Consider the following 13874-nt stretch of genomic DNA (forward strand, 5'->3'; position numbering starts at 1 on the left):
TCGGCGCTCTGATCCAATTGTTACGAACAGCAAGTGCCTGGCGAATACTCATAGTAACGTACTGGAATCTCGTGAACGAACGTTGTGTGGGTATAATTAACTTACGTCGATATCGTCTGGTCAAGCCTGGTTCAAATGCTGTCTGATTGCGTCTTCTAATTTGGCCTCAAAGTCAGCTTGGTCACCATCGGTCGCTAACACGGCGTTCTCGATTGATCGAACTGCTGGAATGGAGTCGTACGCAACAATCGTAGTACCGAAGCGGTTCGCCTCCGAAAGTGGAAGGCCCCAGCCCTCAGAGAGCGAGCACGTCGCGTAAACATCGCTGATATGATAAAAACCGGCGAGGATCTCGTCCTCAACGAAGCCGGTAAGGATCACATCCTCACTCGCTTTCTCGCGAACGGTATCGGCGTACTCGTCCATTGTGTCTTTGCCGACTAACACAAGCTTGTAATCGACGCTGTCGTTCTTTATTTTCTTGAAAGACTCAATGAGTTTGTCAATCCGTTTCCGGGGTGTGATACGACCAACATGTAGTATAACCGTATCAGTTGGTTCGATATCATACCTATCTTGGATCGTCGCCTGAGACGCAACTTCGGGGAATCGGGACTCCGGAATAGTGTTTGGGACGTAGATAGCATCACGGTCTGTTTTTGAATCGATATACGATTTCGACTCCTCACTGACAGCACAGATATAGTCCGCATCCCGTACGGTGAAATGTCCCGTTTCCAGATGATGTTGGATCTTCGCCCAGATTCTCGCCGCGCCGTCAAATAGATCATCAGATGACTGGGAGGGATGTGACCAAAACACGTAGGTCGTTCCCTGAACGCGGGAAGCAAGGTAGCTCAGTATCGAAAAAGGGAATCTGTGAGCAATGACAAGGTCAATGTTGTCCATCCGGGAAATAAAGTTTACACCACTAGGAGTCACTGTTGAGATAATCTTATCAATCTCTTTATACGGAGTTGTCTCAAACCGGCCGATTTTATATAGTGTAACACCATCTGGCGGTTCTTTGTTTCCATCAAGTGTGTCGATCTCGACATCGAAACCGTGCTCAGAGAGTGCAATCGCCTGCTGTTCAATTACACGTGCGACACCGCCAATGTCAGTGTAAGAAGCTCCACAAATCGCGATTGAATTGATATCTGCCGAGAGTGATTCAACGAAATCGACAATAGAGGGATAGTTATCGTTCATTTCTGGGTCTTATGGCATAATGATACGAGTGGGTGAGAATAAATAACTATTGGACTACCTATTTAACCGCCAATGTTTGAATTTCTAGCGCAATTTGAAATACAATAATACGATTCACTATTTACATTCAGAGGGGAGATATCAAAATAGAAGTATTGTTGAATACTTATACCCAAGCGCTTTTAATTGCCCTTCTACCATTGTAGAAGTCTCAGTAATTAAATCTACGTCGTCCCAGTGGTCTGGTAAGCAATTTAGTAGGTCTTGGATCGTTTCAGAAGAGAGTGTATCAAACTGCTCACCACTTCCTTCATAGACAGTTGCGTCGAGAGTAACATCGTCAGTCTCTGAGCGAATTATTTTGTTATTTCCTCTGTAGACAGCTTTTCTCTCGGTTCCGTACCCAGTAGCCTCACAAAGCACCTCACGATCATTTAGAATAGCCTGCTTTGTTGAATCCGATGACGGCGTCGGGGTCACTGTTTGAGCGCCTGTTCGAGGTTGTAGACTGTGGCGGTCAACACGAGTTCGCGGAACTCGCGGTACCACGCGCGAGGATGGACAGCGGGGCCGAACCGACGCTTGATGGCCGAAAAGGCGGTCTCGGCCATCCAGCGTTGGCCGTATAACTCGCTGTCCAACCGTGCGTTGTGTGCGTGATCGTACGCAGCAAACAGCCGGTGACGCAGCAAAGGCCGTACGCCCTCTGAACGGAGGGCGTCCCGGAGAGATTGGTCATCATAGCCTTTGTCGCCGGCGAGACTCTCTATTTTCCCGATGTTGCGAAGAGCGACTCGACGGCCAGTTTGTGTGTCGTGAGGCCAGTGTGCCGAGCAGTGAAGATCGAGGATGGCACACGAGTCTGTATCGACGAGCGCCGTCGTTTTGAGCGTGCGTATGTGGCGATCCGAGCGGTGTTGGTAGTGTCTCGATGCCGTTTCGCGGTCGAAGAACGTGGCATCGATGGCACCGTGCGAGCCCGGATCGCAGATGTTCGCGGACTCACGAAGGAACCCACGCCATATCGACATGGGCACCCTCTCAAACGACCGATACAGCGTTGAGGGTGCGGGAAATGCCGTCCGCGCCAGCTGTAACAGACCACGAACGCGATCCATCTCACTCGCCCAATCCACAATCTCGCGGTACGTCGCGTCCATGTGAACCCGCAAAAAATGGAGCGTCACATGCTTCCACCCGGGAAATCCGTGGCCAGTCGGATCACTCACCGCCGTTGGACTGGCGGCACAGCGCTTTTGAGCCAGCGACGCGGCTTGCTTAACGAAGCGGAAGAGTAGGTTAGTCACATTCGACTCTTCCGCTTCGCTTTCACCTTCAGAGCGACGCTATCCCGCTGCCTTCTGCGGATTCAACAGAGCAGAATAGCCTCAAACCAGCTCATTCCCCCGAAAGACGAATCCTCGATTCCGAGGCCGGAAGATACTGTTTTCGGTAGATCTCTACCGCTAAGACAACCACGTTCTGAGGCGTTTAGATCGCGATTGGGATGACGGATCGCGGCCGGCACACGCGCTATCATATGGAGTTTCCCCGTGTCCAACGCCGTACTTCGGCCTAGAATCAGCGAACTGTTGATCCAACTCGTAGTGTTCCCACATCCCTCACCGTGGTCTCCAATGACGATCAGGAGGGTATCATTCATTAGATCACTAATTATTTTTTGAAGAATGTCCTCAATGTATTCAAGCGCTACTTGATAGAGAGAAAGACGTTGTTCTCGCCAGTCGCTAGGGGCCTCCTCGAAATTATTTGCGTACTTTTCGAGCGAGGACAGACCATCTAGCGAGCCATCAACACCATTCTTGCGAGCATACTCCGCGGGGGGTTCGATCGGTGCGTGGAGACCACTCAATTGTAGGTACGCATACGTTCGTTCTCGGCTGGTCCGCCAGTCTTGATAATCAGTAATAATTGTTTCCGCATCAGCGTCACCATAGACACGATGGGTTTCAAACCATCCTTGAAGAGCGAGAAACGGGTTGATGAAACCCGCACCGAGATATGTATCAAAACCGGCCTGCCCCAGGAAAGCTGGCAACGTCAGAGATCCGTCGTACTGCTTAGGTAATGCCAGTGCCTCACCGTCGTTGGGATCGTTATGTGCGACCGCTCCGTGTTCGTGTGGATATAATCCAATTTGTATCGAGGTAACAGAAGGGAACGTCCACGTACCGGAAGCGATCGCCTTGGTGAATTTCAGCGGGATATCTGGAACAAAGTCGGGACGAAGCGCATCGATAGTAATGAGTACTTATTTCAACACCTTCGTTTGTGTATTAATAACTTTTACGTGGTGAACCTAATGTTGAACAAACTAAGTTGAGAACAATATAAACCACAAAATGTGTCCCACCACGCGCGCATAGCCTTATCCGCAACGTGCCGCGGTGAGATGGTCCTCTCATCGTCGTTTTAGCCGTCATGCTACACTTCTACCAACCGGTAAACGCATCGGCTTCGAGGTCACTTTTCGAGAACACATACCCGGTAGCATAGGTTGTACCACACGTATCAACGTTACCGATCGTGTTCGCGAGTCGCTCCTCCGAGGACCTCCCATTTGACCAGATATAATCACGCTCCGGTTGATCGATTCTCGCTACATATCTAGTTGACACGCGTCAAGAAAACAACAATATCTCACCCCTTCGAAAAGACGTTTGTCCCAATCGTCTCGACATACTAAACTCTAGCAACGACGCTTACTCCTGCGCCCACACAGATGTTGGGGATCGCGCGGTATCCGTGTGTGTTGGTCCGAACTTTTGCTTGTTGGATGGAGTCAATAACTTACTATTAGTTAAGTAACATGGAATAATAATTTGTTCCACATTCGGATTACATCCGCTTGAATTATTTTTCCCTGATGTTTCAACTGTTATTATAGATGTGTTCGTACACGGGCCTGAAATACTCTAATCAAATTTTCTGTAAACCTTGGAAAGAAAGAATAAGCGGCCGCCGCGATTTTGCCAGTGTGCTTACTAACTATCGAGTGTGGGTGATCTAGAACAGTGAAATATCGTTTCGGATACCGCGCTCGAAATTTGCGTTCGATCTCGCGGTCTACACTAGTACGTAGAGGGCCTTGGTGTTTTACTTCCAGTCTCGTATCCTGTTGACAACGCTCTAAGCTGTATTCAATTTCCATCCGCCAACCAAAATCTGTATCGGCTCTCCAGCCATCCAGCTCGGAGTCAAAGCCTCCTATATCGAGTGCCAGATCTTTTCGATACGCAAGATTCGCTCCAGGATAATTCCGAGGTGGTACTTGATGCTTATCAAGTGTACTCTCTACGAGTACTAACTCAGGATTATTGTTGAATTTCTTGTATATATCTCCTACCCAGGTCTCAGGAGGGATACAGTCGTCATCCGTCTGTGCGATGATATCAGCCTCGGCCGCTTCCATTCCCTTATTCCGGGCTTCACATCGGTTCAGTTCTGCGTCAGAGATAACGACTACCTCATACGCATTGAACGATTGGTTTCGTAACGGCTCTGGAGGTTCGTAATCGTTCTTTGGAAGTGTGGGAATAGCAACTGACACTTCTGGATTAGGATGTGTAATCGGCTTTATTACGGACACAATCCTGATATGCGATATACACATTATAAATGTATCTTTCAGACGATTTTTTACCTGTTTCTTTTGATCTTCTCTGATGTATTAGCAGTAGTGAAGTTTATATAGCTATCTAGTGATAAAATGTTTAATCTTGTAAATAACAAATTATAGTAGACATATAATAATTGTTTGGAACTGTTTTAAATTCCTACCATATTATTCTTGTCCGCTACATCCTCATTGTGCCAGCCATGGTGACTAACATTCCGTTCCAAGGAGCGTATACTAAAACGAAGTTGAATACTCAAATATTGGCTTCCAATTGCCGTCTGTGTCATACGCAACTAGTGCAGCGTTACCACTTCCCGTTGGGTCCCAATTACTGCCATCAGCAACTGCGAAGGTCGCCTCTTTCGGAAAGTCGGGTTTCGATTCGTGTATTTTCAGCCCGAATGTGGTTTGCGGCGAATTGCGATTTCCTCCCACACGGTACACGCCGTCTTCGAGCGGATTAATATGTGTTATCTCGTGGGGTAAATAAGATCCATCTTCAACTGTAACATCGTGTGGTGAGATCACTTGTATTCTAGCCGGCGCATCTTTTTTTATTGTCATGTCAGTAAATGGCTGGATTCTTACGTTCCTGGCCTGTGTCTGGATATTAAGCGTATTAAATGCAGAAGTCCCGAGGAAAGTGGTAGCGCCGACAGAGTTGCCGGGGCCGTCTCCAGAATCTTCTAATCCAAACTGGACATCATAGTGATTATCTCTACCGCTATCACCCTCTGTTGACATTCCACCCATAAATCCCCTTCCTGAATCGCAGAAACAAACATTATTCGTATAATAGTCATTTCGGAATTCTCTAGCATTAGTAAATGAAACGCCCCCAGTTATGCTCCACGCGCCACTCTTTATATACGCTGCTGAGCGGGAAGCTTTTTTTGAGGATAATGTCCCTCCGAACATCCCAAACGTTGCTCCACTAAATAATCCTGCGTAGCGGTCGTAGAGTTGTTCTCCAGTTTCATTATCTGCTTTCCCAATAATAGGAAACAATCTATCGCTCCAATTAGCGATATCAACGTTAATCAGCAAGTTCCGAAATCCATCTAATGCTATTGGGCCAGCACGGCTCACGACATCGCGCACGATCCAATTTGAAGACAAGGCATTACGCGTGTTTGGATTTTCAATATCTTTTGCTGCGAGGATACAAAAGCCGGGATCAGAGGCCTTTCTGTCAAAAAATATATTCTCTATTAAAACTCTGTCAGTAAAGTCTTCAGCCCTAATTACAGCTTCGTGTGTTCCAGGATCGTTAATTGTCTGGAATTGTCCAGCTCCAACTCCTGATAATCTAAATCTGTCAGTTGGGTCATATCCCTCACCTTGGCGTTCATCCTTTGGTACTTTTGGGATAGTTATGCCTGCCTCAGTTATTTCTTCAGCGAGTATAATATCTCGAAAACCCTCATCAATCGCTTTCTGTATACTATCAAATGCGCTTGAGACTGAGGGCGCAACAACGGCAGTCGAAGAGTTCCCAGCCTTAAGATGTTCACCGGTTACTGAACTACCTGACTCTAACTTCTTGACCTTCCGGTCTGCTAACACCCAAGCGGTCCCATTACCGTAGTACACCGCACCAGAGTCAGTCGCTTCGTACTTTGTGCCCTCTTTTGGTTCGTATTCTCCTTTATTTTCCTCAAGCGCGCGAATTTCGATGTCTGAGTCGAGTTGCTCAAAGTTATCGTTCAGCGGAATATTCCAATCTAATGTACCTTCACTTGGCATATTATAATTATGACTTGGTGTTTTTGCCATATATAAATTTGAATCCGGACCCATATATATACCTATCGTTAATATTATCAAGACCAGTAATTCCAAATAGTTAATTACAATTCAAGTATAGAATAATATAAATATAGATGTTGATCTAAGATTGTGATTTTAATGTTTGTAGAATCGTTAATATACTATCTTACACAGCAATCAATAAAGTCTAATTTGTATATTTACTAATGATATTTTCAGGAACTAACGGCTCAGCGAGTTCCCACATAGATTCTCGGATAGGCCTATATACAAGTAGGACTACAATGTAAAGAACTGCTCCCAGAGTAACAGAGAGCAAGAGGTCAATAAGAGAACGGACACCAAACTCAATCAAGGTCAACCGAAGAGCAATGCCCATTATTACACTGGAGATTACGCTCCAAATGAGCTTGTTAACTGGGATATTTATTGTGATAAAATTAGTCATATAGTATACATTAATAACTGTTCCTACGAGAACAGCAGCTGCTGTTCCAATTGCGGCCCCTGTAATCCCAAGAGCATATATGAGCGATATATTTAATATAAGATTAGTTGTAACTGCGAAAATAGTCGCAATCATCGTAAGATCTGGGCGATCAAAGGCGTCTAACACTCGGCCATATACTCCATCAATAACTTCGAAGAACCGGAGTCCAACTAGGATAATCAGCGCGGGGGCAGCGACGGCAAATTCATTTCCGAATAAGTATATGAGTATCTCATCTGAGAGTAAAACTACACCCACTAACGCAGGAGTAACTACCACTAATGCGGGAACAAAAGCCTCCGACAGTACTTGTTCTATTTTATCTTTTTTATTTTCTGTATGCCACTTGCTTATTTGTGGAAAAAGAACTTGTGTAATTGACCTACTAACAAATGTCACGAGCAGCGATACTCGCCATGCGTTCTCGTATGCTCCGATTTCAGCGCGTGCTACACCAAGCTCTAAACTGACAAACATCGTAATAATGAGAACATCCATCCAGCTATAGATAATTCCCCCAATAGAATTCACAAAAGTAAACTTACTAAAATCAAAAAGGGATCTTAGATGCTCCCAGTGCGGAACTGCTGGATAGATTGATATTTTCCACGTTGCAGCCACAAACACTGCGATTCTTCCGAGTATATGACTGTATATAATGGCTTCAACTCCATAACCAACAGATAACAATGTGTACCCGACAGTTAGCCAAGTAAGTGGTTGTATCATACGGATTAGAGCCGTTTCTCCGACCCGTAATTCGCCATTAAGAATCGCGATCGAAAAGCTGCTACCAATTTCAAGCCAAAGCGCTATCAACAGTATCCCTGCAACATTAGCACCGATATAATTAGCTATCAAGTCTTGATACAGATATACCGGAACAGAAAAAAGAGCTAATAAAAGGAACCGCATTAATATACCGGCGCCAAAGAACTGAGAACGCTCTTTTCCTTCGCTTATCCGCTTTGCGACAGCACGAGAGAGTCCAAAGTCTATGGGTAACGACAAGATCCCCAACAACGCGACGAACGGATAGTATACGCCTAGGGGGTCAGCACCTAATACCTGAGAAAACACCACGGTAGCGACGAAACTGGCCAGACTTGTAACCACCTTCGCTAAAAATATCTTCACAGAAGCTCGTGCCAAGTTCATTAGACTCGTATATTCATTCTCTAGCTTAATAAAAAATCTAGTGGTTAGTATTTTAGATCTGCGGGCTAATATCACACTATTAAACAACTATAACAAGAATATGTATAAGATATAAATTATAGAGAGATTCCTAGAAAAGCTAAATCTGTATTTTGTGTTTCTAGTAATAAATTAATAATTAATTGTATATTATCTAGTTTAGTTTGTATATTATTAATCCATCTCCCCGTCGGCCCCATACTCCAAAGCACACGGACCACGGTCCCGGACTCGCGTTCAAACCGGGCACCGACGTTCTGCGCAACCCACATGCTACCTGGGGTCCGCGGGCTCCCAGAGCGCGGCGGGACCGTGACTACGTACAATCCGGTCTCAACCGAAAACGCCAGAGAGTACCTCAATGACATCGACTACAGCGAGTCCGCGGAAGCCGCACTCGCCGGTACCGACGGCGCTGTCGTCGTCACAGAAGTGACGAATTCGCGACCCCCGACGAGGAGTTCAGCTTGATGGCCGACCCGGTCGTGGCTGATGGACGGCGAATCATCGAGCATAGTGACGGAATCACGTACGAAGAGCTAACATTGTGACCGCCGAAATTCAGCGAGAACTCTCCACTCAATCCCTCACTCTGTGACCGACAAGTAACTGTTCGAAGCCCGCTACAGTCGCTAACTCCCTCGACCGTACGATACATCTGCGAACATTCGAGCCGCGACACCCTCCGACTCGCTGATATTTATTAGAACGATAACCAGTCAGAGATAGACCGGATCCGGACCAGGTTGAGTTCAAACACGCAGAACAAGATCGTTAGACAATTGCTGTCCGTCGGCGGAGTGTATTGTTCAATCTATTTCGCCACGACAGACGAGCGGACCGATATTGCCTGATCCCCACACAGCGGAGTTGTGTAAGCGCCTCAGAAGTCGGCCTCCCGACCGGATTACTCGTGTCACAGATGATAGATTCCGAGTATTCGAACACAACTACCGACGAGAGTCAGCCCCAAAATTGATAATCTGACCCTAGTGCTCATATACTCTATTAATTTTTATAATATATGTCAAAGAAAGAAACGACAAGCGAGAGACAGAACAGTCGGACGCGCCTTTCCCGTCGATCGGTGGTCAAATCGCTCGGTGCCGGTGCCGCCGCCGTCGCGCTCGGGTCGGGGACTGCGACGGCCTCATCGGACGGCTACGGCGACGGCGGGTACGGCACCGGGGTGTACGGAGGCCCTACCGGAACGCTGACCGTCGCGACCGACGGGGCGCGCGACGTCGGAGAGACAACGGCGACGCTCGACGGATCGCTGACCAACCTCGGCACCGCCGCCTCCGCGAACGTCGCCTTCGAGTACCGGAACACCGGCGACGCCACCTGGACCGCCACCGCCGCGCAGACGCTCTCGTCGACAGGCGGTTTCAGCGCGTCCCTCTCGGGACTGGGTGACGGCGACGAGTACGAGTTCAGGGCGGTGGCGGTAGGAAGCGACGGCGAGTCGACGACCGGCTCGACGGCCGCCTTCACGACCGTCGAACACCTGGTGAGCGCTTCGACCGACGGAGCGACAAGCATTGGGGAGACGAGCGCGACCATAGCGGGCTCGCTGCCCGACCTCGGCAACGCCGATTCGGCCGAAGTCTCGTTCGAGTACCGCGACGCTGGGAGCAGCACCTGGGAGGCGACGGCGACACAGGCGCTGACCGCGACAGGAGGCTTCAGCGAGACCGTAACCGGTCTGGCAAGCGACACGGGCTACGAGTTCCGAGCGCACGCCGTGGCGAGCGACGGCGACACGGCGACCGGGAACTCGGTCGCGTTCGCGACGACGGTCGCGGAAAGCGACCCAGTGATCGAGACGTTCGACGTTTCGGAGGCCGGATCACCGAACCCGCACGCGGAGATCAGCGTCGACTGGGTCGTTTCCGACGCAGACGGTGACCTAAATGCGGTCTCCGTCCGGGTCGACGACGCTGACGGCACGATGGTGAGATTCAGCGAGACCAGAGTCGGCGGCGGTAGCGCCTCTGGCTCCGAGTCGTACAAGATCAAAAAAGGGGGCGGAGAGGTCTACGATGTCACGCTCCGCGTGAAAGAAGACGCCGGCAGCGCCGTCAGCGAGACGAAATCGGTGAGGGGCGACTAGCCCCGGTCGCCCACGCGTTCACAGTAGACCGGTCCTCCCGCGACGCGATGGGCGGGCGGCCGGACGCTCGCTTCCGGACGGTTCACGCGACGCCGCCGTACCCGCCTTGCCCGTAGCCGACCGTGCTGAGCTCCCCGTCGCCCGGCTCCGACGGCGACGTCTCGTCCGTCGTGTCGTCGCCCCCGCTGCCGTCGTCCGTTCCCGTGTTCCCCGTGCCTCCCCCGTTCGTGGGAGACGAGTCGTCGGTATCTGTCGAGCCATCGTCCAAGTCCTGACCGGTGTTTAGGTCGTCGCTAGGGTCGGTCGTGTCGGTGACGTTTCGGGGAACTGTGGTGTTGGTATTCTCAGGGTCAGTCGTGTTAGTGACGCTGCTGGAGTCCGTCTTGTTGTCGACACCCCCGGTTTCCGTCTCGTTCGCTGTCGGGTCTTCGTCCGAACCGCCGTCCACCAACTCGACCGTCTGTTCCGTCCGGTTGACGCCGCCGGCCGAAATCGACCCTGTGTCCGTCATGTTGGTCGTCGCGTTCGCCGCTCCCGAACCGGTCGACATCACCGGCGCCCCGCCGTAGCCGAACCCCTCGATCGTCGGCGTCTCGCGCGTGTTCAGTATCCCGGCGGACACGCCCCCCACGGCGGCCGTGAGCGCGGCCAGCGCACCGCGGCGGGTGAGTTTGGTCCCACCGGAATCATCATCGTCCGGTTCTTCACCGGACGCGTTCGTCTCGGCAGCGGAATCGGTCGTGTCACCTGTAGCCGCGGTCGTTTCCGAAGGAGTCTCATCGGTGTCCACAGATCCGTCACGCGCTCCAGCCCCGTCGTCCGAAGACGTGTCGCTGTCGCCTAGGTCTCCGGTTGAGACGGCAGGCGTGAGGAACGGATCGGCGGGTTGTGGAAGCCAGATCGAAGCATTCGGCGTCGTCGCCCGATCAACTCCGGCTCGAAGCCGTCGAAGGACGATTTGAGCGAGGTTCCGGTAGCTTTCCACACCGGGGTCCGACGGAGAGTCGAGCACCGCTGCTGCCCCGGCCGCGACCGCATCCGATTCGGGTATCGCCGCGAGTAGTTCGCAATCCCAGTCCGCCGCATCTGCGTTGCCGTCGACGCGCGTGAGTGCGGTACCGATCAGTGGCCGTCCGTTTGTACGGAGGGATTCGTGAAGCGTCGCCACGTTCCGCTTCACCGCGTCGTCGAGAGTCGAGACCATGACGACGCCGTCCGCAGCGTCGAGCGCTCCCTCGGTCGCGTCGCTGAACGGGTGACCCGTGTCACAAATAACGAGGTCGTAGTCGGTGAGACCGCGGACGAAGGCGTCAAACCGCTTCCGGGCGACCGCCACGCTTGCGGCAGAAAGAACCTCGGCGCCGGCCGGACCCGCCTGAACGGCGTCGTTAATCGTCGACCGACCGGCGATTACCTCTTGGAGCGTCGAGTTCGGCTTTTCGATGTCCAACTGTTCCGTTAGAGACGGTGTATCGAGGTCACAGTCGACGAGCAGGACGTCGTGGCCGGCGTCGGAGAGCAGGCTACCGAGCGCGACGACTGAGGTCGTCTTGCCCGTTCCGCGCGTGCCGCCCGTGACCGCCACCGTATGATTCATCTTGGATAATTGTCTCTCCCAAACGGGAACATATATCTCCACGCACCAAATTATCAAAGCTGAATTCATAATGTAAATAAAATCAGATTTCGGGGGGTTCTCGTCGTGTAACGCGGTAGGGAGATGCTTATCAGGTCTAAGGAACGACGGCAATATATCGAACCAATCCAAAATATGCGTACTGTCTGTTCGGTACTGATTCGGATTGAACTGCGCGAACGGAGGAGGTGAGAGAGCCTATCCGTGGGTGACAGCCAGTACGAGCCCGTTCCAAATCGTGACCAGGATGCCGACCGTTGCTAACCCAAGCGGGATTCCGATCCGTTCTGGGTGAGGAAAGAACTTCCAAGCGGCGTACGAGAGACCCAACACACCGGTTTTTAACGCGACCATCCCATACATTCCGTACCGATCAACCACGGGGTCACCGAGTGGGCCTGCCTCGGCGATTCCGCCGGAGGCGACTCCGATTCCGGTCGTGAGCAGGTCCCCCACCAGAAAGAACGAAACTGTAAGAACCCAGAGTTGGCGGTCATAACGCGCGAGAAAGCTCGAAGTCTCCTTTGTCCCGCTCATGATCGAGGGAGCGACAAAAGCGGTTGGGGGCCTACGCGATTTCGCGAACGCTTTTGTGTCATATTCTCGGTGGAAGTACAGGTGGCAACGGTATAAATAGACTGAGCCGCGGCGTCAGACCACCGCCCGGTCCGGCGCAGTATTGACCCAGAAGCGAAACGGGCCTCCTTATGTGATTCGTACGCATGTGATGGACGCGAGCGAACCCCGCCAGCCTCAGCAAACAATAGTAAAAAAATCCCGGCTCTGTTGAAATACTCAGGGATTTACATGTTCACCATATAATTCGACGAGATGAAGTCTCTCCCGGAGTCGCAGATTCTCCGGTTTACTGAGAAGGCGATTCATCTGGCGCGTCGAGCTGTCTCTCAATACTCCTCAAAGTTCGGAAGAACACGACCTATCGTGGTCTGCTTGATGAACTGATTGAAATGTTACGCGTCCATCGTGTTCCCAGGGTAACCGAGCTTCCTACTGCTTCAACGCTCTGTCAGGCGTTCAACCGGCTTGATATGGCTGTGTGGCGTATCATTTTGACACCCTCAGCGACGTCACTTCCGACAAGCGGAGTTGCTGGTGTTGATGCGTCGGGGTTCGACCGTAGTCACGCTTCGAAACACTACACGAAACATGCTGAACTCACGATTCACCAGCTCAAGGTGATGTTGCTAGTCGATGCGAAGGTGAACGCAAGTCTCGATCTCCACGTGACGACGACTCGAAAACACGATAGCCAGATCGCTCCGTCGTTGATCAAGCGCAGCCCCGGGTGTACCGATATTCTCCTCGGAGACAAAGGCTACGACGATCAGAAGATCAAACGGCTCGCCCGGCAACACGGGGTTCGACCACTGATTAAGCATCGTGAGTTCACGTCACTCCACAAGGTATGGAACGCGCGCTTAGACGCTGATCTCTACGGTCAACCGAGTCAATCCGAGACTGTGAACTCAACGCTCAGGCGAAAGTACGGTGCGTCCGTCCGCTCACGATGATGGTAGAGACAGTTCCGTGAACTCACCATTGCTTGACTCATTCGTAGTGTAGACCGATCACTCTGAGCTGTTAATACAGATGAAGCACAGATCGCTCAGTACAGGGTACTCACGAACTGCTCGGTATAGTCCACATGTTGTTATCAGACACACAGTTGCGAAAAAAGTCATTTATCTTATATTCTCTGCTGACAGAGGTGTCCAATGACGATATGTGTGAGACTGCTCTGTTGAATCCGCAGAAGGCGACAGGATAGCGTCGCTCTGAAGGTGGAAGCGAAGCG

At 50.9% G+C, this 13874-nt stretch carries 10 protein-coding genes and 2 pseudogenes; 3 read left to right on the forward strand and 9 right to left on the reverse strand.

The window, feature by feature from the left end; translation table 11 throughout:
• Nucleotides 1–120 precede the first annotated feature (120 nt).
• The 7 genes from ABDZ89_RS10750 to ABDZ89_RS10775 all read right to left on the reverse strand — a co-directional run bounded on the left by ABDZ89_RS10750 (nt 121) and on the right by ABDZ89_RS10775 (nt 8270).
• The gene (locus ABDZ89_RS10750) at nt 121–1212 is read right to left on the reverse strand and encodes a glycosyltransferase family 4 protein (RefSeq protein ID WP_343778943.1); all 1092 of its coding nucleotides are present in this window, start codon (nt 1210–1212) and stop codon (nt 121–123) included.
• Nucleotides 1213–1353: 141 nt separating this feature from the next.
• Nucleotides 1354–1692 carry a hypothetical protein gene (locus ABDZ89_RS10755; protein ID WP_343778945.1) on the reverse strand — a complete coding sequence of 113 codons (339 nt, stop codon included), beginning with the start codon at nt 1690–1692 and terminating at the stop codon, nt 1354–1356.
• The gene (locus ABDZ89_RS10760) at nt 1689–2519 is read right to left on the reverse strand and encodes an IS5 family transposase (protein WP_343778946.1); all 831 of its coding nucleotides are present in this window, start codon (nt 2517–2519) and stop codon (nt 1689–1691) included. Before ABDZ89_RS10760 ends, ABDZ89_RS10755 begins: the two co-directional genes overlap by 4 nt.
• 62 nt (nt 2520–2581) lie before the next feature.
• Nucleotides 2582–3478 carry a sulfatase-like hydrolase/transferase gene (locus ABDZ89_RS10765; protein ID WP_343778964.1) on the reverse strand — a complete coding sequence of 299 codons (897 nt, stop codon included), beginning with the start codon at nt 3476–3478 and terminating at the stop codon, nt 2582–2584.
• 636 nt (nt 3479–4114) lie between these two features.
• On the reverse strand, nt 4115–4846 hold the full coding sequence (locus ABDZ89_RS17135; RefSeq protein ID WP_371153056.1) for a glycosyltransferase family 2 protein: 732 nt from the start codon (nt 4844–4846) through the stop codon (nt 4115–4117).
• Nucleotides 4847–5086: 240 nt separating this feature from the next.
• Nucleotides 5087–6628 (reverse strand): hypothetical protein, encoded by a 1542-nt coding sequence (locus ABDZ89_RS10770; RefSeq protein WP_343778948.1) that lies wholly within the window; start codon nt 6626–6628, stop codon nt 5087–5089.
• Nucleotides 6629–6809: 181 nt separating this feature from the next.
• Nucleotides 6810–8270: an oligosaccharide flippase family protein gene (locus ABDZ89_RS10775; RefSeq protein WP_343778950.1), complete on the reverse strand. Its 1461-nt coding sequence runs from the start codon at nt 8268–8270 to the stop codon at nt 6810–6812.
• 266 nt (nt 8271–8536) lie between these two features.
• Here ABDZ89_RS10775 and ABDZ89_RS10780 point away from each other — a divergent pair.
• Nucleotides 8537–8860 (forward strand): annotated as a pseudogene (locus ABDZ89_RS10780) (UDP binding domain-containing protein); the annotation flags it as partial.
• Between the two features lie 536 nt (nt 8861–9396).
• Complete coding sequence (locus ABDZ89_RS10785; protein ID WP_343778952.1) at nt 9397–10422, forward strand: fibronectin type III domain-containing protein; 1026 nt, start codon at nt 9397–9399, stop codon at nt 10420–10422.
• Nucleotides 10423–10504: 82 nt separating this feature from the next.
• Here the strand turns inward: ABDZ89_RS10785 and ABDZ89_RS10790 are convergent, their stop codons facing one another.
• Both ABDZ89_RS10790 and ABDZ89_RS10795 read right to left on the reverse strand, forming a co-directional pair.
• Nucleotides 10505–12190: a MinD/ParA family ATP-binding protein gene (locus ABDZ89_RS10790; RefSeq protein ID WP_343778954.1), complete on the reverse strand. Its 1686-nt coding sequence runs from the start codon at nt 12188–12190 to the stop codon at nt 10505–10507.
• Nucleotides 12191–12256: 66 nt separating this feature from the next.
• A complete protein-coding gene (locus tag ABDZ89_RS10795) occupies nt 12257–12595 on the reverse strand; it encodes a DUF5658 family protein (protein ID WP_343778956.1) in 339 nt (112 codons plus the stop codon).
• Between the two features lie 294 nt (nt 12596–12889).
• Between ABDZ89_RS10795 and ABDZ89_RS10800 the strand changes: the two are divergent.
• Nucleotides 12890–13596: pseudogene (locus ABDZ89_RS10800) on the forward strand (IS5 family transposase).
• The last annotated feature ends 278 nt before the right edge of the window (nt 13597–13874 follow it).

Source organism: Halorubrum ejinorense, from assembly GCF_039522565.1.
Lineage (GTDB): Archaea > Halobacteriota > Halobacteria > Halobacteriales > Haloferacaceae > Halorubrum > Halorubrum ejinorense.

Coding starts and splice junctions, on each gene's coding strand:
- ABDZ89_RS10750 (WP_343778943.1), bottom strand. CDS start 1,212: ATGAACGATAACTATCCCTCTATTGTCGATTTCGTTGAATCACTCTCG.
- ABDZ89_RS17135 (WP_371153056.1), bottom strand. CDS start 4,846: ATGTGTATATCGCATATCAGGATTGTGTCCGTAATAAAGCCGATTACA.
- ABDZ89_RS10770 (WP_343778948.1), bottom strand. CDS start 6,628: ATGGCAAAAACACCAAGTCATAATTATAATATGCCAAGTGAAGGTACA.
- ABDZ89_RS10775 (WP_343778950.1), bottom strand. CDS start 8,270: ATGAACTTGGCACGAGCTTCTGTGAAGATATTTTTAGCGAAGGTGGTT.
- ABDZ89_RS10795 (WP_343778956.1), bottom strand. CDS start 12,595: ATGAGCGGGACAAAGGAGACTTCGAGCTTTCTCGCGCGTTATGACCGC.